The 20,872-nt window shown below is 39.3% G+C and carries 21 protein-coding genes; 9 read left to right on the top strand and 12 right to left on the bottom strand.

What is annotated here, in order from left to right; genetic code table 11:
* Nucleotides 1–2: 2 nt before the first annotated feature.
* The 3 genes from ACEPSS_RS04175 to helD form a co-directional block, all read right to left on the bottom strand.
* The gene (locus tag ACEPSS_RS04175) at nt 3–431 is read right to left on the bottom strand and encodes a CopY/TcrY family copper transport repressor (protein ID WP_395317688.1); all 429 of its coding nucleotides are present in this window, start codon (nt 429–431) and stop codon (nt 3–5) included.
* 116 nt (nt 432–547) lie between these two features.
* Nucleotides 548–1,462, bottom strand: coding sequence for a type I pantothenate kinase (gene coaA, locus ACEPSS_RS04170; protein WP_395317686.1), 915 nt, complete (start codon nt 1,460–1,462; stop codon nt 548–550).
* A 2-nt stretch (nt 1,463–1,464) separates the two neighbouring features.
* Complete coding sequence (gene helD / locus ACEPSS_RS04165; RefSeq protein ID WP_395317685.1) at nt 1,465–3,774, bottom strand: RNA polymerase recycling motor HelD; 2,310 nt, start codon at nt 3,772–3,774, stop codon at nt 1,465–1,467.
* 120 nt (nt 3,775–3,894) lie between these two features.
* Between helD and ACEPSS_RS04160 the strand changes: the two genes are divergently transcribed.
* The 3 genes from ACEPSS_RS04160 (at nt 3,895) to ACEPSS_RS04150 (ending at nt 7,411) form a co-directional block, all read left to right on the top strand.
* Complete coding sequence (locus ACEPSS_RS04160) at nt 3,895–4,551, top strand: histidine phosphatase family protein (RefSeq protein WP_395317683.1); 657 nt, start codon at nt 3,895–3,897, stop codon at nt 4,549–4,551.
* 11 nt (nt 4,552–4,562) lie between these two features.
* Nucleotides 4,563–5,825 (top strand): GTPase HflX, encoded by a 1,263-nt coding sequence (gene hflX / locus ACEPSS_RS04155; protein ID WP_395317681.1) that lies wholly within the window; start codon nt 4,563–4,565, stop codon nt 5,823–5,825.
* Between the two features lie 263 nt (nt 5,826–6,088).
* Entirely contained in the window at nt 6,089–7,411 is a 1,323-nt protein-coding gene (locus ACEPSS_RS04150) for an APC family permease (protein ID WP_395317679.1), read from the top strand.
* A 42-nt stretch (nt 7,412–7,453) separates the two neighbouring features.
* Here the strand turns inward: ACEPSS_RS04150 and ACEPSS_RS04145 are convergent, their stop codons facing one another.
* On the bottom strand, nt 7,454–8,398 hold the full coding sequence (locus ACEPSS_RS04145; protein ID WP_395317677.1) for an NAD(P)H-dependent flavin oxidoreductase: 945 nt from the start codon (nt 8,396–8,398) through the stop codon (nt 7,454–7,456).
* Between the two features lie 101 nt (nt 8,399–8,499).
* Complete coding sequence (locus ACEPSS_RS04140) at nt 8,500–9,867, bottom strand: amino acid permease (RefSeq protein WP_395317675.1); 1,368 nt, start codon at nt 9,865–9,867, stop codon at nt 8,500–8,502.
* 192 nt (nt 9,868–10,059) lie between these two features.
* Here ACEPSS_RS04140 and ACEPSS_RS04135 point away from each other — a divergent pair, with 192 nt between their 5' ends.
* On the top strand, nt 10,060–10,212 hold the full coding sequence (locus tag ACEPSS_RS04135) for a hypothetical protein (RefSeq protein WP_395317673.1): 153 nt from the start codon (nt 10,060–10,062) through the stop codon (nt 10,210–10,212).
* Nucleotides 10,213–10,423: 211 nt separating this feature from the next.
* Here the strand turns inward: ACEPSS_RS04135 and ACEPSS_RS04130 are convergent, their stop codons facing one another.
* The 3 genes from ACEPSS_RS04130 to ACEPSS_RS04120 are packed head-to-tail and all read right to left on the bottom strand — an operon-like array spanning nt 10,424 to nt 12,345.
* Nucleotides 10,424–11,221: a DUF6681 family protein gene (locus ACEPSS_RS04130; RefSeq protein ID WP_395317671.1), complete on the bottom strand. Its 798-nt coding sequence runs from the start codon at nt 11,219–11,221 to the stop codon at nt 10,424–10,426.
* Nucleotides 11,221–11,721: a hypothetical protein gene (locus tag ACEPSS_RS04125; protein ID WP_395317669.1), complete on the bottom strand. Its 501-nt coding sequence runs from the start codon at nt 11,719–11,721 to the stop codon at nt 11,221–11,223. The genes ACEPSS_RS04130 and ACEPSS_RS04125 overlap by 1 nt, the downstream gene beginning before the upstream one ends.
* 57 nt (nt 11,722–11,778) lie before the next feature.
* On the bottom strand, nt 11,779–12,345 hold the full coding sequence (locus ACEPSS_RS04120; protein WP_395317667.1) for a guanylate kinase: 567 nt from the start codon (nt 12,343–12,345) through the stop codon (nt 11,779–11,781).
* Nucleotides 12,346–12,612: 267 nt separating this feature from the next.
* Here ACEPSS_RS04120 and ACEPSS_RS04115 point away from each other — a divergent pair, with 267 nt between their 5' ends.
* Nucleotides 12,613–13,524, top strand: coding sequence for a proline iminopeptidase-family hydrolase (locus tag ACEPSS_RS04115; RefSeq protein ID WP_395317665.1), 912 nt, complete (start codon nt 12,613–12,615; stop codon nt 13,522–13,524).
* A gap of 87 nt (nt 13,525–13,611) precedes the next feature.
* Here the strand turns inward: ACEPSS_RS04115 and ACEPSS_RS04110 are convergent, their stop codons facing one another.
* The 4 genes from ACEPSS_RS04110 to ACEPSS_RS04095 all read right to left on the bottom strand — a co-directional run bounded on the left by ACEPSS_RS04110 (nt 13,612) and on the right by ACEPSS_RS04095 (nt 17,556).
* Nucleotides 13,612–14,451 carry an IS3 family transposase gene (locus tag ACEPSS_RS04110; protein ID WP_395317663.1) on the bottom strand — a complete coding sequence of 280 codons (840 nt, stop codon included), beginning with the start codon at nt 14,449–14,451 and terminating at the stop codon, nt 13,612–13,614.
* Nucleotides 14,445–14,750: a transposase gene (locus tag ACEPSS_RS04105; RefSeq protein WP_395317661.1), complete on the bottom strand. Its 306-nt coding sequence runs from the start codon at nt 14,748–14,750 to the stop codon at nt 14,445–14,447. The genes ACEPSS_RS04110 and ACEPSS_RS04105 overlap by 7 nt, the downstream gene beginning before the upstream one ends.
* Nucleotides 14,751–14,861: 111 nt before the next feature.
* Entirely contained in the window at nt 14,862–15,878 is a 1,017-nt protein-coding gene (gene add, locus ACEPSS_RS04100; RefSeq protein WP_395317659.1) for an adenosine deaminase, read from the bottom strand.
* A gap of 127 nt (nt 15,879–16,005) precedes the next feature.
* Complete coding sequence (locus tag ACEPSS_RS04095) at nt 16,006–17,556, bottom strand: ABC-F family ATP-binding cassette domain-containing protein (RefSeq protein ID WP_395317657.1); 1,551 nt, start codon at nt 17,554–17,556, stop codon at nt 16,006–16,008.
* A 121-nt stretch (nt 17,557–17,677) separates the two neighbouring features.
* On the opposite strand from ACEPSS_RS04095, the gene ACEPSS_RS04090 reads away from it, so the two are divergent.
* The 4 genes from ACEPSS_RS04090 to ACEPSS_RS04075 all read left to right on the top strand — a co-directional run bounded on the left by ACEPSS_RS04090 (nt 17,678) and on the right by ACEPSS_RS04075 (nt 20,865).
* Nucleotides 17,678–18,058 (top strand): VOC family protein, encoded by a 381-nt coding sequence (locus ACEPSS_RS04090; protein WP_395317655.1) that lies wholly within the window; start codon nt 17,678–17,680, stop codon nt 18,056–18,058.
* A 38-nt stretch (nt 18,059–18,096) separates the two neighbouring features.
* Nucleotides 18,097–19,716 carry an APC family permease gene (locus ACEPSS_RS04085; RefSeq protein ID WP_395317654.1) on the top strand — a complete coding sequence of 540 codons (1,620 nt, stop codon included), beginning with the start codon at nt 18,097–18,099 and terminating at the stop codon, nt 19,714–19,716.
* A 59-nt stretch (nt 19,717–19,775) separates the two neighbouring features.
* Complete coding sequence (locus ACEPSS_RS04080) at nt 19,776–20,270, top strand: hypothetical protein (protein ID WP_395317652.1); 495 nt, start codon at nt 19,776–19,778, stop codon at nt 20,268–20,270.
* Between the two features lie 85 nt (nt 20,271–20,355).
* Entirely contained in the window at nt 20,356–20,865 is a 510-nt protein-coding gene (locus ACEPSS_RS04075; protein ID WP_395317651.1) for a YbhB/YbcL family Raf kinase inhibitor-like protein, read from the top strand.
* Nucleotides 20,866–20,872: the final 7 nt, after the last annotated feature.

Raw genomic sequence — 20,872 nt, 5'->3', positions numbered from 1 at the left:
CCCTACTCGCAACTTCCTGATGGTAAACAGTTACAGTCAACTTCATCAGGAGCGGTCTTCATTTTTGTTTCAATTACTTTTTGTAAAGTTGCTAAATCACTTTTTGACATTTCCGTCGTCTTGACTAACTCAATCAGCGTTTTCCCACTTTTCATGTTACAAAGATGACTAAACAACTCTTCGGCACTTTGATTCATCGCCGTTTGCTCGGGCACGACGGCTTGATAAACAAACTGGCGTCCGGCTTTTTCACTCGTCAAAAAGCCTTTTTTGACTAAGCGGGCTAAGAGCGTCTTAATTGTCGAATCTTTCCAATCAGATTCCGCTTGTAAATTTTCAATAATTTTGTTGGTGGAAGCGGAACCGAGTGACCAAATAATGCGCATCACATTCCATTCAGCTCCGGTAATTGCTTCAATGTTATTTTCCATTTTCCATCACGCTTTCGTCTACACTTGTAAATACAAAATCAATTATAGTTTACATTTGTAGATTTTACAAGTGAAACAACTAAAAAAAGTTCCTAACCAACTGGCTAGAAACTTTTTTAATATTTACGTAAATAAATTTGATCAATCACGTGTTGCGGTCCTTTGTGAATAATCACATTCGCGCGGTCCCGCGTCGGTAAAATAAATTCATTGAGATTGGGTAAATTAATCGTTTCCCAAGTCTGACGGGCGAGCGCTAAGGCCTCTGCTTCACTGTATTTCGTGTACCGATATAAATAATTCTCAGGATCATCAGCGGCCGTTTTCACTAATTGTTGAAACCGATTTAAAAACCAGTCTTCAATTAAATTAACGTCGGCATCAATGTAAATCGAAAAATCAGTAAAGTCACTTACATACAGATTCTGACCTTCTGGAATTTGCAACGTATTAATTCCTTCAATAATTAAAATATCCGGATTATTAATCACCGCAAATCGATCTGGAATGACATCGTACACCTCGTGGGAATAGAGCGGCGCCTTTACTGCTGGTTTCCCCTCTTTGACTTGCACTAAAAAGTCAATTAAGGCTGCCATGTCATAGCTTTCGGGAAACCCTTTCCGCGCTAAGATGCCCTTTTCTTCTAACGTTTTAGTCGGATACAAAAAACCATCCGTCGTAATTAACTGTGTCTTCCGATTAGGCAACAGGTAAGCAAATAAATACTGTAATAAACGGGCCGTCGTTGATTTACCCACGGCGACACTGCCTGAAATTCCGACAATAAAAGGAACTTTCAGGGGTTCCCGATGCAGAAAGTCACTCTTTTTATTTTGCCATTGTTTATAACTAGCCAATGCTTCACTAATTAAATGGACCAACGGCATATAAACTTTGGTGACATCATCTAAAGAAACTTTATCGTTAAACGCCTTCAAGTTTTCTAGGTCAGCAAGCGTAATCGGATTTAAATTAGTGGGATAAAACTGCTCCCAAGTAGCTTTATCATAGACATAAAAGTTATCCATGCTTACTCCTTCACGAGTTCGTACTGGTCTTGCGGTTCGTTTGCAAAAATTGGTGATGGTGCCCCAATTGAAACAATTTCCAAATTATGCATGGCTCTAGTACAAATCGTATAAACTAACTTGTCATCCGCAGCAGTCGGATAGTTCTTTGCTGATCCATCCCACATAATGACGTCATCAAATTCAAGTCCTTTAGCTAAGTAAGCAGGAACCACAATGGCTCCTTTTACCAATCGTTGATTTTCGGTTTGAATTAAGGTCGCTTTAATGCCCTTTTCCTGTAATTGTTGCGCAACTTCGCGACATTCTGCCAAGGTCTTACCGATGATGGCGGTTGATTCGGCTGCTTGATTATTCTTAGTGACGGCTTTAGCCACTAAATCAAGTGCTGCACTTTCAGTCGGAACTTCCGCAATAACCGGTTTCGGTCCTTTACGCGCAAAGGCTTCAATTGCTTGTCCATCGGGAATCAAGTACTTACTAAAGTCGGTGATTTCCATCGTAGAACGGTAAGATTTCAAGAGTTTAATCACGCGAATTTTGGCCGGATCAAAGAGTTTCTTCAAATCATCCATCACTGTATGACTGTTTTGTCGGGTGAAAATGGCCTGGTTCAAGTCCCCGAGTAGCGTGAATTTAGCACGGGGGTAATTCCACTTCAAGTAGGCGAGTTGGAACGGTGTGTAGTCTTGCACTTCATCGACAAACAAGTATTTCATGTTCAAGTCTGGGCGTTTTCCCGTTACCAAATCAAACAAGGCTAAGTAAATTGAAACATCTGCCATACTAATCTGACCGGCTTTAAAGCGTTCAATCGTATTATCAACGCTCTTTTGCCAGTCTTCAGGCGTAATCTGGTATTTACTCAAATCAACTAACTGCGGAACGGCTTTTAAGAAATGGGCAAATTGCCGATTAATGCTAAAGAAACGTTGCTTTTTAATTTGCATTAGCACGGGACGAAAGGCTTGCTTAACGATTCGTTTGGCTAAGAAACTATATTCTTTATCGCTATCACCAATCTTGTCACCGTATTTTGAATACAATAACTTGAGTTGTTCTTTGGAAAGCCCTTCAATCGTTTCTTCAACCCAACGTTCTTTCATTTCGTTGCCGATGTGCCCGTTTAAAATCTTGACTAAGACTTCTTTAGTCGCATCGAGGCGAGTTCTTAGAGAATAATTATCGTTAAAACTATAGTAAATTTCTTTAATTCTTTCCTTAGAAATAAAGACTTTCCCTTTAAACATAATGTTTTTAAACTGAATGTTCTTTTGGTTCAAACTCGTGGCGTACTGATTCACTAAGTCATAAAAAGCCAAACTATTTTTAAAAGTCGTGACGTTTTGTTGTTTCGGATCTAAAGCTTCTTCAAACCGTTCTTGTAAGGTTTCGACTTTTAAATGTGGTACTCGCCGACTCATGAATTGGTAATAGGTCATCTGGACCATGTTCTGTTCCCCTAATTCAGGCAAAACTTGGTTAATGTAATCATTAAAAAGTTGGTTGGGCGAGAACAAGATCAATTGGCCGGGATTCAAGTTTCCCCGGTACCGGTAAAGTAAGTAAGCCACTCGTTGTAAAACGGCGGCTGTTTTTCCTGAACCGGCGACCCCCTGGACAAACAAAAGGTCTGAACTTGTGTCTCGAATGATGGCATTTTGTTCTTGTTGAATCGTGGCGACAATGCTCTTCATTTTAGTTGCCGATTGATGACTCAAGTTTTCTAGTAAAACGGGATCACCCACGGCTTCATCCGTATCTAGGACGTTTTTGACAACACCATCTTTGATTTGAATTTCGCGTTTCAAAGAAACATCGACCGTTTGTTTCCCCATCGGTGCCTCGTAGGTCATTTCACCTACGCCACTATCGTAATAAACACTACTAATCGGAGCCCGCCAGTCATAAATCAAATATTCATCGGGTTGGTCGGGATTGATAAAAGAAGCTAACCCAATGTAAATCTTTTCTGGTTGCTGAGCCCCTTCTTGGATGTCGACCCGCGCAAAGTAGGCATTTTTGTCTAACTTATCTAACGTTTCCATGTCACGTGTCGCCGTTTGCCAGCGATTTTCCTTTTGCATCAACATTTGTTGTTGCTGCCGGACTGACACTCCGGTTTCAATCAAACCACCATAAGTACTGGTTTTAACCCGGACATCGTTGTAAAAATCTTTTTCGAGATTTTTTTGTCCCGCTTTGGCTTTGGCAATTGTTTTGGTTAATTTTTCCTTGGCTTGTCCAATTTTTTCGCGGACAAAGTTTAAATGTTTTTGTTCATATGCTTTAATTTTTTCTAATTCAGTCATCCTGCACCTCCCAGTCGTTCAACTCGACTAATAATTCTAACATACCCCCAGGTTAAACACGATTATAACGGACCGAAATATGGTAGAATTTAAGCAAAAGCAATCAGTACGGAGGAAATTATGACAGGAATTAATTTATATTTTGTGCGTCACGGACAAACGCAATTGAACCACTATCGGCGAATTCAAGGTTGGGCTGATTCAGACCTAACTGATAAGGGGATTTTAGATGCCCAAGTCGCTGGAAAGAACCTCGCTAACATCAAGTTTGACCAAGCTTACAGTAGTGATACCAAACGGGCTAGTCGGACCGCCCGGATTATTTTAAAGGCTAATCCTGCTGATATTCAGGAACCAATTCAAATGATGGCCTTACGGGAAGAAAACTTTGGTTACTTTGAAGGAAACGACACGTCTCAAGCTTGGAACATGATTGGTGGACCTCAAGGGGCAACTGATTATTCTGACATGATTAAAATGTTTTCGATTGAACGAACCCGTGATATGATTGCGGATGCTGATCCATTTGGAGAAGCCGAAAATGATGCTCAATTTTGGGCGCGGGTCCAACCAGGTATGGATGAAATTGTTAGTAACGCTAAGCCCGGTGACAATGTGTTAGTGGCCGCTCATGGGACTTTAATTCGCAGTATTGTCAGCAAATTTAGTGATATCGATATTACGGCTCGAATTTTGAATGGCAGTATCACGAAACTAGTATACGAAAACGGCGAGTATCACGTAGAATACTATAACCACGTCGATAATGTAGATTAATAAGGAGCAATATGGAAAAAACAACCACCCCAGTTATTACAATTGGGCTCAACGTCAATAATCAACAATTTGATTATTCAATGGAAGAATTAAAAAATTTGGTAATGGCCAACAACATGGAAAATATCGAAACGGTCACCCAAAAGTTAGATCATCCGGATTCACGGGCTTACTTTGGAAAGGGAAAAATTGAATTGCTTGCCCAACTCGTGACGACCACGGGTGCTCAAGTAATTGTCGCCAATGACGAACTTAGTCCTAGCCAAATTCGAAACATCGAAAATGAGACCAAGGCAACGGTCATCGATCGCACTGGTTTAATTTTGGAAATTTTTGCTAACCGGGCTAAATCACGAGAAGCTAAACTTCAAGTCCAAATGGCAAAATTAAAATACCAACTTCCCCGCTTACGAACGGGAGCTGGCCAACGACTTGACCAACAATCGGCTGGTGGCGGACTTGCGAACCGTGGGGCTGGTGAAACCAAGCTTGAATTAAACCGGCGGACGATTGAACACCAAATTGATCACGTCCGGCGTGAATTAAAGGAAATTGATAAGGCTTACGAAACCCAAAGCAAACGTCGGAAAGAAAATAAAATTCCGACCGTGGCTTTAATTGGTTATACTAATGCCGGTAAATCAACGATTATGAACCAACTTGTGAAAAAGTTTGGCGAAAATGACGAAAAACAAGTTTTCGTAAAAAACATGTTATTTGCCACGCTTGATACGAGTGTGCGGGATTTACATTTACCAGACAACAAGCAGTTTCTGTTAAGTGATACGGTTGGATTTGTGAGCCAACTCCCCCATCAATTAGTCCAAGCTTTCAAATCAACCTTAGCCGAAGCCGCTAATGCTGATTTATTAATTCAAGTCGTCGATTATTCTGATCCCGACCAACAACTCATGATGCAAACGACGGAATCCACCCTAAAAGAAATTGGCGTGCCTGATTTACCCATGGTGAAAGTCTTCAACAAGGCTGATTTAGCCGGTGCCAATTATCCCGCCCGCGAAGGTGATAATTTAATCATCTCCGCGCTAGATGATTCCTCAATTGAACTACTAACTCAGGTCATCAGTGAAAAATTATTTAATAACTACGTCACCCAAACCTTCATCATTCCGTTCGATAAAGGCGAAATTGTCGCTAATTTTAATCATAAATATCACGTGACGAGCACTGATTATCTGGAAACTGGAACCCAACTAACCGTGGAACTTCCCGAACCCGATGCAGCTCGTTATGCGCAATACCTAGAAAAATAATGACATTTACCGTTGACAAGTGTTTATTATGAATGTACAATAAATTCATAATCTTAAAGAAGAAAGCTAAGCTCTGTTTCTTAGAGAGTCCGATGATTGCTGGAATTCGGATGCCACATCTTAGTTAGCCGCTTTAAGCAATCATTTATCAATATTAAAAAAGTGCTTCTGCTAGTTTGGTAGAAGAATCTAGGTGGAACCGCGCGAAAGCGTCCTTGACATTCAATTGTCAAAGACGCTTTTATTTTTAGGAGGAATTAACAATGAAAAAGCAAGAAGATGTTACTTTAAATCGAGCGCTAGGCTTACCAGCTGCCTTAGCCTTAGTGATTGGAACGATTATTGGTGGTGGAGTATTCGTGCGGCAAGCCGCCGTAATTAACGATGCGGGCTCCGCAAAAGCCGCCATTTTGGCTTGGATTGCTGGGGGAATTTTAACCTTGGCAGCCGGACTTACGATTGCGGAGGTTGCTTCGCAAATTCCAAGTACTGGTGGACTTTATGCCTACATGGAAGAAATGTACAACGAATTGTGGGGCTTTTTATCTGGGTGGGTCCAGATTATTGTTTACGGACCAGCCATGATTGCAGCCTTAGGATCATTTTTAGCCATCCTAACTTCTGCCTTTTTCCACACTGACCCCATTTGGAATCTTCCCATTGCCTTAGGTAGTATCATTTTAGTCGGAATTTTAAACGTCTTTCCTAACAAATATGGAGCTAGTTTTGCTTTAATTACCACGGCTTGTAAATTAGTCCCCGTGGCTGCTTTGATTATTTTTGGCCTCTTCTTTGGTCACGCGGATGCTTTAGGCCAAACGATTAAAGGAATTCATTCTACGACGGGTGGCTTTGGAGTTGCCATGTTAGCCACTTTATTCGCCTTTGATGGTTGGATTTTAATTGCTAACTTAGGGGGAGAAGTTAAGAATCCCCGCAAAGTCTTACCCCAAGCCATTTCTTTTGGAATTTTAGCGGTTTTAGCCATCTACGTTTTAGTAGCTTATGGGGTCTTAAAGAGTATTGGACCGGAAAAGTTACATGAGTTGGGCACTGCTGCGATCCCTTACATTGCCAACAAAGACTTTGGGGCCATTGGTGGAAAAGTCATTAGTATCGGAATTATCATTTCCATCATTGGTTGTATGAACGGTAAAATCATGACTTTCCCTCGGATTATGTACGCCATGGCCGAACGAGAACAATTACCTTTTTCAAAACAACTCGCTTACCTTAATCCTAAAACTAGAACTCCAATTTTATCAATTTTTGTCGTGATTTTTATTGCGGCTGTGATGATTTGTTTAGGTAGTGCTGATCGACTTTCTGAACTATGTATCTTCACGATTTACTGTTTCTACGTTATGGCCTTCGTTGGGGTCTTCTTACTCCGGAAACGGAATCCCGAAATCAAACGTGAATTCTCGGTTCCCCTTTTCCCAATCACTCCCATCGTTGCCATTTTAGGTTCCCTCTTCGTGTTAATCTCAGAAGTGATGTCTGATCCAATTGGAGTGTTTGCTTCATTGGCCATCGTTGCTTTAGGGGTACCCGTCTTTTATTACCAAGTGCATAAACGCAAATAAAACAAAAGGATCTCAGAAATTATTTCTGGGATCCTTTATTTTTTACTCATAATCTTGCATTAATTCGTGCATTAGTTCCGCAACACTGGGTTCAGCTTTAATTAAATCAATTCCGGTATTAATCGAAATTTCACCATCTTCCAATTTACCCTCTAACATCGCCGTCCGGGTTCCGCCCATTTCGCGAGTGGCAGCAAACGTATGGTGATCACCATCTTCAAACCGTTTTGCCAATTCATCCATCTTGGCATTGCGAATCGAACGTTGTTGGGGAGCAACTAAGACCAGATCCTCCACCGTTGAAGCGATAATCTTTCTTTTGGCAGCTGAAGACGTCCGATTTTCTTTAGTGACAATGAAGCGACTCCCAATGTAGAAACCTTCAGCCCCTAACGCACTGGCTGCCCGAATGCCACGCACATCAGTTATCCCACCCGCAGCAAGGACGGGAACGGAAACGGCATCAACAATTCGGGGCACCGTGGTGAACGTTCCATTCCCCTTTGTCGGAATGACACCCCCTTCATCATAACCAGTGGCAACAATTAAGTCGGCCCCTAGCCGTTCCTGGAGTTGGGCTTCAGCAGGAGTCGGATTATAACTTCTGGCAATTAAAACCGCTCCTGCTGCTTTAATTTGCCGATAAATTTCTGCATCTGGTTCTCCACCAACAATAAAGTAGTTCACGTTTTCTGCTAATGAATTTTCTAAAATTTTATGCGCATAGCATTGCTCTTGTCCTTGCAGATTTAAGCCAATTGTCATCGCAAAGGGTTGATCGGTGAGTTTTTGTGCTTTTCTAATTTGTTCTCTCATTACCGTCATTGAATCTTGGTCTAAAGAAACTCGCCCCGCATTTGGGCCAAAGCTACCTAAGCCACCAGCGTTGGAAACGGCGGCCACAAATTCTGCATCCGTCAACCAGTTTAAGGGGGCTTGAATCACTGGATACTTGGTTTTTAAAATGTCAGTTACACGATTTTTCATTTTTTGCTCTCCATTCACTAACTAATAGTAATTAAAATTATAATTGATTGTAGCAAAAAAGACCACTAATCGGCTTTGAATAGTGGTCTTTCGTGATTTACTTATTTAACTTCTTTTTTCCGTTCCCAAATTACATAACCGGCAATCATGACCGCAAAGAAGACAACTGTAGCAATTACAGAAATTCTAGTTTCTGCATTGAAAAGTAAAACTACTAAAACGGCTAGATAGAATAAGATAGTTAAGTAACTTGACCCAGGGAAAAATGGCATTTTGAAAGTGTCTGCTGGGTTCGGATTAGTCCGTTTGTATTGGATATGCGTCAACATGATGATAATCCAAACGAAGATAAAACTAATCGTTGCTACTCCAGTTACCAAGACGAAAATCTTACTTGGGTAGAAGTAGTTTAATAACACAATTCCTAAGAACACAAATGAGGAAACTAAAATTCCAACGTATGGTACATTTGCTTTTGATAGTTTACTAAATGACTTAGGTGCGTGACCGTTATTACCTAAAATATAAAGGGTTCTAGAAGTTGAGAAGATTGCTGAGTTCGCAGCTGATAAAGCTGACGTTAAAACAACAAAGTTAATAATATTAGCGGCATAGCTAATCCCTAAACCTGAGAACACTTGCACAAATGGTGATTGGTTCGCATTAATTTCATTCCATGGATAAACTGACATAATTACAATCATTGAACCCACGTAGAAGAGCAAGATTCGCACGGGAACGGAGTTAATTGCTTTTGGAATATCCTTTTGGGGACTCTTCGTTTCGCCGGCCGTTAAACCAACCATTTCGATCCCAGTAAAGGCGAAGATTACCATTGGAAAGGCTAAGATAAAGCCTAAGCCACCAGTAGCAAAGAAACCACCGTGACTCACTAAGTTAGATAAGGAAGCCGTGTTTCCTTGGGTATGGAAACCAACGGCAATCATTCCTACTCCAGCTACAATTAATGCTAAAATTGCAAAAATTTTGATACTTGAGAAGGCTGATTCGAGTTCACCAAACCAAGCTACGTTAACTAGGTTAAAAGCTACTAAAATAGCGACAACAATTAGCGGCGTGACCCATTGCGGTAATTGCGGGAACCAAAATCTGAGATAGATTCCCGAAGCCGTTAAATCGGCCATTGCTAAACTGGCCCAGCTTAACCAATAAGCCCAACCAATCGCAAATTCCCATTTGTTACCTAAATATTCACGGACAAAGTCAATGAAGGAATGCAACTTCGTGTTAGAAAGTAATAACTCCCCAACTGCGCGCATCATTAGGTACGAAAAGATCCCAGTAATTAAATAAGCGAGGATTAAAGCAGGTCCAGCTGATTTAATGGCAGTTCCAGAACCCAGAAACAATCCAGTTCCAATGGCCCCACCGATTGCAATCATTTGAACGTGCCGAGAAGTTAATCCACGTGATAAATCTTGATCATTTGCTTGATTCTTTTCAGTCATAATACATCACCTTTCGCAAATGAAAAATGCTCCGCTAACAAATCATTTCGGTTTGGCGGCGGAACATTTTCCATTGATTGTTTATTAAAAATTCCTTAATACGTCTCGACTATCGTAACAACATTTTTTTTACTAGTCAACTAATTGCCATGCAATTTCCATGATACAATAAGAAAAAGGAGTGTAAATTATATGCATAAAAAACGAAAACGAATCTTGTGGATTGCCTTTATTCTCATCTTTATCGCGATGTTAGGCTTAAAACTTTATACCGAAAAACAACAACAAAAAGTAAGTGAAAATCAAATTAAAGTGGTTAAGCAATTTAACCACCAATTGAGTTAATGAGTTAACCATAAATGTTACAATAAATAATACTAATAGAGATACTAAATTACCAGTTTGTGATGGAACTGATAATTTAGCTAAAGCTTACTGGCTAATAACTGGTAGGCTTTTTCTATCACTCTAAGCAACGTTACTTTATTGCTTAAATTTTAAAAATCCGATAACAACCGCATTTCAATGCAGATTGTTATCGGGTTTTTTTATCAACTTATTTTTTCGTATAGGCCACTTGAACTTCCACGTGATAATTATCATCCGTTTCAATAATCCCACTGCGGCCCATCATTTTACATTTACCACCCGTCAAATAAGCGGCAGCCAAGTAAAGCTTGATTTTTGATAAATCAATTTGTTGTACTGATTGTAAGCCCACGGTCTGAATGTGACCAACGGCTTTGGCATGGGGTTCGTTAATTCCCGCATAAACGACATATTGATCATTAATTTTTTTCATGGAGAAATAAGGAATCATGGCGCCTTCTCCAATGGCATAGACTGGCTTAGCGTTTTCTTTTAAGGCCACCTTAATTTGATGGTCATCTAAGCCCGCATAATCATCCGCAACTAGTTTTTCTTGAATCATTTGCACCGCTAAATCATTAATAGCAGCTTGTTCTGTGGTATCAGTTGCTAATTTAGCAGGCATCGTTTGCCGTTCATCAAACAACCCGTTAGCGGGAATATCGCGATAGCGACTTCCTGGTTTAACGGCTTCTTTCGGTTGAATGTGCAAGGTTTTGTTAATAATCGGGGTCACATCGAGCTTGGAACTTTTTCTAGTAAAATAATAGATAATGTTCAAATATAAGAAGTAACCTAACACAATTGTTGCCCCTAACATTAATAAACCCCGCATATAAACTTGGTTAGTTAAAAAACGATAGGTAATGTAAATCATATATAGCCAGCCAAAAAATCCAAGAATCGTATAAATTCGGGCTTTGGTCTTGGCTTCAATGCTGATATAAGATAACCAAGAATTAATTCCGTCTAAAATACTAAACATTATTGATTACCCCCTGTCGAATTCGTGGTTGATGCTGGTGTAGCGGTAGAATTAGCGTTATTCGTGGCAGGCTTGCTACTATCAGTGCCACTAGTTGAACTACTATTAGTACTATTGCCACTACTAGAGTTATTGGTACTATCCGAATTAGTAGCCGGCTTATTGGTGTCCGAACTACTGTTATCCGTTTTTTTATTATCATCAGTATTCGCTTTGGTGCTATTTGAATCTTTATTATCGTTCGTGGAATTGGTCGAAGTGGAGTCAGTCTTTTTACTATCGTCGGAACTCGTTTTCGTGTCATCCGTCTTATCAGGACTCTTAGTCTGATTATTAGAATCAGTTTGATCCTGGTCAGTTTTAGCAGGGGTCTCAGTTTTGGTAACCTTAGCCCCTTCTTGAGTATGTGTCACCGTATTCGTTACCACATTAGTGGCTCCTAAGGTTAAACAAATCGTCAAAATTGCAAATGGTGTTAATAATGGTGGAACTCTTTTCATCAGATGATTCCCCTTTCGTCAGTCTTTTTATTATCCCCTTTTAACTTTAAAAAAGGGTTAATCAATGCTTAATTTTTTAATAATTCGGTCAATTTTTTGTTTGGTATCAGTCCAGTTCTCGTTTTTGATAACCGTAGCGTGCCCGGCTAATGCCGCGGGTAACCGCAAATCACGATTAACTTCGGCACTGTGCATTCTTTTTTCGACATCCGCTAATTGATCACCGCGCTGTAACATCCGGTCTTTAATTTCTGATTGCTGATCAACTGCTAAAAACAAGATTTCGGCCTGGTTACCTAATTTTTTTTGATAAGTAAGCGCTCCCGCAGTATCTAACACAATGCTCGCAAATTGATGGTGTTGCAGGGCTCGTTCTAACCCTTCTAACGAAGATCCATACTGATTGCCTGCGTATTGCACGTTTTCTAACAAATGAAGCTTCGCAAAACTAGCCGCATCTTCAAAATAATAGTTGATGCCATTTTGTTCTCCTGACCGAGCTGGCCGAGTCGTATGCGTAATCACTGGGGGAATCCCATACGTTTGCTTAAGATAATTTTGGACGGTGGTTTTTCCCGTTCCAGCTGCTCCAGTTAGAACAATCACCCGTTGTTTTTTTTGCATTTCAATTCCCCCAAATCATGAATTAAGCACTGAGCTTTTCTCTTTATTGTACCATTAAGGGTGATTACCACTTAACTAAAACGTATTTTAAAAGAATTCCGTCTAAAATATTAAAACCAAGCTCGATTAAGTCATTCTTAATTAGTTCTTTAATCTTTTCTACTATATTATAGCGCTTTCATTAAAATTCAATTTTGCTTCATTTATATGATAACATGCCCCAGTTAGTGGTATTATGGAAATAAATTCTATAAGTAGGTGAAAATTATGAAACAAGGAACAAAAATTTTAACGTTAGATAACGGTTACCATTTATGGACCAACACGCAAGGTGAAGGTAAGATTCATCTTTTAGCCCTTCATGGTGGACCTGGTGGTACTCACGAATACTGGGAAGATACCGCTAAACAATTAAAGCAACAAGGACTAGATGTGCAAGTCCACATGTATGACCAACTTGGTTCATGGTATTCCGATACTCCCGATTGGGATGATCCTGCTGTTGCAGCAAATATCGAAACTTATAAATACTTCGTTGATGAAGTTGAAGAAGTTCGGCAAAAACTCGGCTTAGATAACTTCTACCTCATTGGTCAATCCTGGGGTGGTGCTTTAGTTCAAATGTACGCTGCTAAATACGGTGATCACTTGAAAGGTGCGATTATTTCATCAATGGTTGACCGGATTGGCGATTACACTGATCACTTAGCCCAAATCAGAGAAACTGCTTTAACTCCTGATGAATTGGCTTACATGAAAAAATGTGAAGCCGAAAATAACTACGATAATGACCGTTACCAAGCCTTAGTTGGCAAACTTAACGACCAATACGTTGACCGAAAGAAACCAGCTGCGATTGCGCATTTAACGGAAACGATGAGTGTTCCTTTATACAATGCTTTCCAAGGTGATAATGAATTTGTCATCACTGGAAAATTGAAAGACTGGAACTTTACGGATCATCTTAAAGACATTAAAGTGCCAACTTTAGTGACATTTGGGGAACACGAAACCATGCCAATGGAAACTGGAAAACGAATGGCTGACATGATTCCGAACGCCAAGTTTGTTTCTACTCCAGAAGGTGGTCATCACCATATGATTGATAATGCCCCTATTTATTATGATCATTTAGCAACTTTCATTCGTGAAGTGGAAAATGATACGTTTAACAAATAAAGCAAAAAAAGTGCTCAAGCTTGCATTAGCTGGAACTGCAACTATTAATTTGAACAATTAAATAAAAGCGAAATTCGATAATCTTAATTAGGCATTTAATTCTCTGTACTCCACAGGGGATTGATTGCCTAATTTTGTTAATATACGTTCGTTATTCCAAAATTTGATATAATCAGTAATGTATTTAATTGTCTCTGATAAACCTTTTGGTTTATCTTTGATATAAATCATTTCAGACTTTAGTGTGGAATGAAATGATTCGATAATGGCGTTATCAGCTGGAGTTCCTTTTCGGGACATACTTCTGATGACGCCTTTTTTGCGTGCCAAATCAAAATAATCGAATGAAGTATATGTTGCTCCTTGATCACTATGAAGTATTGAACCATCAATATTATCTAATTGGTTTAATGTATCAATAACTAATTTTGTATCTGGATGCTCAGAAAATTCAAATGCAACAATTTCTGAATTATAGGCATCAAGAATTGTTGATAAATAGATAAACTTATCTCCGCATGGAATATAGGTAATATCAGTAGTCAACTTTTTTAATGGAGCATTTGATTCCCAGTTACGATTAATTATATTGTCAAATTGCTTATACGGATTACCAGGCCTATGAGAACGCTTTTGTCTTACTCGACAACCCCAGCCAAATTCAGACATTATTTTTTGAACTTTACTGATACTACAGTTAAAAAACCTATTAAGTATGGCATGAATCTTTCTATAACCGTATAAAAACTTAGTTTTTATACAAATATTTTTAACTTCTGATTCAGTATCAGTTAATTCGTTATCCATTAAATGATTTTTATGATAGTAGTAAGTACTCCTAGAAATTCTAAGTATCTCACAAACACGTTTTATTGGAATAATACCTTTAAAACTATCAATCATAATTATCGTTGATTTATTTACCACAACCTTTCCTTGATTAAATATTTTTTTACAACAGCTAATTCCTCATCTTTTTGTTTAAGTTCTAGCTCATATTTGATTTTTAATGGCAACTCATCATCGCCTTTATGATATTTATATTGTTTACCTGCTGGTTGTCTTAATCTCTGATAATCATTGTTTCTTAGATATTTTCTCCAAGTATAAATTAGTCCATCGCTTTTAAGACCTAATTTTTTACATATTTTTCTTCCAGGAACACCTTCATTTAGAAGCCTTATGGCTTCAAGTTTTGTTTCATATGAATATTTATTATTTACCAAAGTAAAAACACCTCCGAGTTTTAATTAATTCTATCAAGAATAATTAACGAAGATGCTTTTATTTATCTGTTCAATATTATAACTTCAGTTCCGCTTGGGCACTTTTTATTTTTATTCAGTTTCAAAATTGGTAATCAAATCCGCAACTTTTTGTTTAACGGCTGCACTGGCAAAGGAATTGTTAATTGCATTCAAATTACATTGCCGTAATTGTGCTTTAGTTAAATCATTGTGGTGCGCCATTTGGAAGTATTCTTCCGTTAAAGTCGTATCTGAAACCGTCCGATTATCGGTGTTCAGACAGAGTTGTTGGCCTTGTTTGAGCCAACGTTGTAAGGGATAGGCTTCATGATTAGGAATTGCATGCGTTTGCACATTACTGGTTGGGCAACCTTCAATACAAGTTCCTTTTTCTAACATTAATTTTTCAATTTTTTCATTACCAGCCGCGGCAATTCCATGACCGATTCGTTTACTACCAGCTTTAATGGCGGCTAAAACATTATCAGCACAGCCGCATTCGCCCGCGTGCAAAGTTAATTGAACTTTTTGTCCGTCAACTATGATTGGGAAAGCCGCTTTATACATGTCTACAAACCCGACTTGTTCGGGACCAGCTAAGTCCACTCCGACTAATTTGTCGCTCACCATTTTTGATTCGGCAAAAATCTTAGCCACTTCGTGTTCTTGATCAGTCCGCATGCCGCAAACTAATAAGTTTCCGTCAATGTCATAGGTGGCTTCAGCTCGGGCAATTCCCTTAGCCACTGCTTTAATGGTTTGGGCAACGGTGAGACCTTTTTCCATCGAAAGACTAGGCGCAAAGCGAATCTCGATGTAGCGAACCCCATCTTGGTGGGCTTGTTCCATCACATCGTAGGCAGCCCGTTCTAAGGCTGCTTCCGTTTGCAAGTATTGCAATACAAAATCAAAGGGTTGTAAGTAATCCTCTAAATTTTTGGCATCCGCTGGAGCAACCATCTTTCTGGTTAATTCCATCAAATTCGTGTGAATCATTTCACCCTGACCACGGGCAATTTCTCGTAAAGTATGGGGCCGAATTGAACCGTCTAAATGACAGTGTAATTCAGCTTTGGGGAATCTTTGAATCTCCGCTCTTGTTAACATTGGTATCTCCTCCCGCTTTTTTTCCGGTTTAAATTGTTATTATATTACCGAAAATCAGACCACTTGGCAAGCTTTTTTTAATTTATTCTAAATAAAAAGCGAACCTTTAAAAAGTTCGCTTTCTTGTTTATTCGTCTTCTTTCAGACTGAGCTTTTCCACGTCAATCTTCTTATCAACTAGTCCGTCATAAAAACTAGCCTCATGACTAACCACAATTGCATTGCCTGGGAAATCATTAATGGCCCTTTTCAATGATGCTTTGGTTTCATCATCCAAATGGTTCGATGGTTCATCCAGAATCAAGAAATTACTAGGGACGAATTCCATTAAGGTCAATTTAACCTTCACTTGTTCTCCCCCAGAAAGCTTGCCAATTTCTTTAAAGGCATTGGAAGCATTCATTCCCGAACGAGCTAGCTTAGTCCGAATTTCTTTTTGGGTTAACTTTGGATATTTATCTTGAATAATCTGCATTGGGGTTTGTGTTTTATCTTCCCATACTAAGTCTTGACTAAAGTAATTAATCTTAGCTGATGGAGAAAATTCGGCAGTTCCGCCCAAGGCAGGGATAATTTGCAAAATACTCTTAATTAAGGTTGATTTACCAACCCCATTAAACCCTTGTAATCCCACTTTTTGATCAGTATCAACCGAAAAAGTAACGGGGCTTAACAATGGTTTATCATAACCGACTGATAAATCTTTCACGACTAACGCATTTTGTGAACCAGTTTCATCGTAAGGGAAACTAAAATTAGCTTTCACATTACTCTTAGGTGGCTCAATCACGTCCATCCGGTTCAACATTTTTTCCCGTGATTTAGCCATATTAGAGTGACTACCAGCCTTATTCTTTTGAATGAATTTCTTAGCCTTTTCAATCGCAACTTGTTGTTTTTCAAACTCCCGTTGTTGCGTCATTTCTTTTTCGGCCCGTTGTCGCATAGCTGACTTAAAATCACCACGATACTTAGTAATTTTTCCAAAAGCGACGTTAATAATACAGTTAGTAACCGGTTCTAAGAAATCATAATCATGAGAAATCACAATGAAGGCACCCTCAAAATTATTTAAATAATCTTCAAGCCAGTTAATGTGGGTCGTATCTAAGTAGTTAGTTGGTTCATCCAAAAGTAACACATCGGGATTTTCCAAAATTAACTTTGCTAAGATAATTTTAGACCGTTGTCCCCCACTCATTTGTGAAATTTCGTGGTCACGACCAATATCATCTAAACCTAAACCAGTAATTACCTGTTCAATTTGGGTTTCTACGTCATAGAAGTTTTTTGCCTCCAGTTGTGCTGAAATCCGTCCGGCTTTTTCAAGCAAACTATCATCCATTGTTTCGGCATATTCTTCGTATAACTTAGTCATTTGGTCATTTAATTTATACAAATCAGCAAACGCTGTGTGTAAAAAATCAATTAAGGTCATTCCACTGGGAATATCTACGTATTGATCTAAATAACCAATCTTGGTACCTTTTTGCCAATTAATTGAACCAGTCAGCGGTAGTTCTTTCCCAATCAAAATGTTAATTAAAGTTGATTTACCAACCCCATTTTGACCGACAATTCCCATGTGTTCGCCTTTGTTCAATTGAAAACTTGCATCTGAATAGAGCTTTTTATCTGCAAAGCTCATGCTCAAATCTGAAACTTCTAAAAGAGCCATTTGTTCACCTTTAAACCTTTCAATCACTAAATAATACAGTAACATATCACCGCAACTTTTGCAGTTTATTTTAATTTAATGTTACAATGGTATGTATCTTTTTGAAAAGGAGTTGAAATTTATGCGAGTTCAAGATATTGATCATCTCGAATTAACCGTGGATGACTTGGAACAAACGATGCGTTTTTACCATGAAGTACTTGATCTCCCCATCCTTTTCGAGGGAGAAACCAATATGATTTTTCAATTAGGCAAGCAGAAGCTGATTTGTAAAACTCCAGCGGATGACAGCTTGCAAGCTGTGAATCCGACGGTCGGATCAACTACCTTTAGCATTCTGGCCAAAGATTCACTAGCTACCGTTGAAAAACATCTTGCCAATTATTTTGTTGATATTGTCGCCGGTCCAGTTGAAAGTGAGTTTGCCAAGAAAAAGACCACTTCACTTTACGTTAACGATCCAGCTGGAAACTTAATCGAAATTCGCGAATATCACAAGTAGACTACTGTTAGGATTTAAGAAAGGACTATTTTTTATATATGACTCAAAATAACAATACCGGAGTAGCAAAGCCAAAAATGTCTTTGTTCAGTGTCGTAATGTTAGCTTTAAGTTCAATTATCGGATCAGGTTGGCTCTTTGGGGCTTGGGAAGCTTCTAAAATCTCAGGACCAGCTGCCATCATCTCATGGGTAATCGGAGCCGTTGTGATTGGAATCATTGCCTATATTTATATCGAACTAGGTACCATGTTCCCCGAAAGTGGAGGAATGAGTAAGTATGCCGGCTATACCCATGGTCCCTTACTAGGTTTTATCGCTTCGTGGGCTAACTGGGTTTCTTTAGTTACCCTACTTCCGATTGAAGCCGTGGCTGCTGTGCAATACATGAGCTCATGGCCTTGGGCTTGGGCAAACTGGACCCACCGGTTTGTCGCAAACGGAACAGTAACAAATGAAGGACTATTAGTCGTTTTCTTATTCATCGTAGTCTTCACGTTGTTAAACTACTGGTCAGTTAACTTATTAACCCGATTCACCAGTTTAACTTCCGTGTTCAAGTTAGTGGTTCCTTCAGTAACGATTATCATGTTATTGATTTCGGGATTCCACCCAAGTAACTTTACTAACCCTAATTTTGGTGGTTTCTTACCATACGGAACTGCCCCAATTTTCGCTGCTACAACGGTTTCTGGAATCATTTTCTCTTATAATGCTTTCCAAACCGTAATTAACGTTGGTGACGAAATTACTAACCCTAAGAAAAACATCTGGCGTGGAATTGTAATTGCCTTACTTGCTAGTATCGTTATTTACATCATGCTTCAATTTACGTTTATCGGCGCCATTGATCCTGCCATGCTTGCCAAACACGGTTGGCACGGAATCAACTTCGAATCACCATTTGCTGATTTAGCCATTATGTTAAACATCAACTGGTTAGTTATCCTACTTTACTTAGATGCGTTCGTTTCACCATTTGGAACGGGAGTTTCGTTTGTGGCTTCCACTAGCCGGACTTTAGCGGCCATGACCCAAAGCGGCCATATGCCTAAGTTCCTTGGTAAAATCAACCAAAAATGGGGAACTCCACGAATTGCCATGATTGCGAACTGTTTAATCAGTTGTATTTTAGTGTCGGTCTTTAAAAACTGGGCGGTCTTAGCCAGTGTGATCTCTACTTCAACGTTAATCGCTTACGTAACTGGTCCGGTTACTTTAACCGCCTTAAGAAAACATGCACCTGAATTCAAGCGTCCGGTTACGATTAACTTTGCCAAAGTAGTTGCTCCGGTAGCCTTTGTGTTAGCCAGTCTCGCAATTTACTGGGCAATGTGGCCAACGACCATGGAAGTAATTGTCATCATTGCTTTAGGTTTACCATTTTACTTCTTCTATGAAGGCCGTTTAAACTGGAAAAATTCCTTGAAGAAATTCAAAGGAAGCCTTTGGATGTTAGTTTACTTAGCTTTCATGTCCGTCTTTTCATACGTTGGTTCTGCCCCATTTGGTGGGCAAAACTGGATTCATTATCCATATGATTTCTTGGTAATTATTGTGGTCTCCCTTGGCTTTTATTACTGGGGAGTTAACAGCTATCAAGAAACCAAAGAAATGCAAGATGCCAAAAACGTTAATAATCGAGTGAAAAACAATTAGAATCGTTATATAATGAGTTAATCGTATAACTATGCTTCCATCTGGGAATCGAGGTCATTATGAATAATCAAGATCAAGATACTAGATTCCAAAGATATGATTTTACCCCGAAACGTTCGCAAGTGAAGCGGAAACGTCGGCCACCAGTTTGGCCATGGATTTTAGGGCTAATCATTGTTGTACTTATTTTAACTTTTGGAATTCGGTATGCTTTAAATAACAGTAACCAAGTTACTAATCAAGCTTCTAAAGCACCAACTACTTCAAAAAATACTTCTACTAGTAAAAATTCAAGTAATGTTTCCCCTAAAGTTAGCCCAAGTACGCCGGCTAAGGCTACCCCTGCTCCAGTAACTCAACCAACTAAAGCTACTAATTCAGCGAATAACGCTGATAATGAAGATGGCTTTGCCGAAACCCATACTTTTAATTCCCTTCAGGATGCCAAAGATTGGGCAAACGCCACGAAGTCGGATTGGACTGCGGCTGGGTATAACTATTGGACAGTTAACCAAAATAGCCAAGGTTACTACGTTTTAACTTTTACCAAATAACTGAAAAAGAAGCCTGCTTTTCAAGGCTTCTTTTTTTATGTTCAAAATTAGATAGTTTATAATAAAAATGAGGAGGAATCACACCATGAAAATTTCAGTTCCCTTAGAAAACGGTTGGTTACCTGACCGTTATACGAAACATGCTAGTGCAGCCGCTAAGATTGATGGCCGTCCCTACGTTTCTTTTCCTATTCACATTAAAGAGGTGCCAACTAAGGCCCAATCATTAGCATTAGTCTTAACGGACGCCGATGCCATTCCCGTTTGTGGATTTACTTACATTCATTGGGTGGCTGCTAACCTTGATCCAACGACCACTTTAATTCCAGAAAATGCCAGTCATGCCGAACTAATTCCCATGACATACGGTCACAATAGTTTAGCTGGTCAGTTACTGAACGTGCAAGATCCACTGGTCAATCAACATTACGTTGGCCCCACTCCTCCTGACAAGCCTCACAATTATCAATTAACCATGTACGCTTTAGGCCAAAAGCTAGACTTACAAGATGGTTTTTGGCTCAATGAATTAGAAAAAGCTAGCAAGGGTCACGTTTTAGCAGAAGCAAACGTCAGCTTACCAGTTAAAAATTAATTGGAGG

Origin of the sequence: Fructilactobacillus frigidiflavus (assembly GCF_044054575.1) — a bacterium.
GTDB lineage: Bacteria > Bacillota > Bacilli > Lactobacillales > Lactobacillaceae > Fructilactobacillus > Fructilactobacillus frigidiflavus.
The sequence above is the reverse complement of the archived record's forward strand: the minus strand, read 5'-3'. Positions and strand labels throughout refer to the sequence as shown.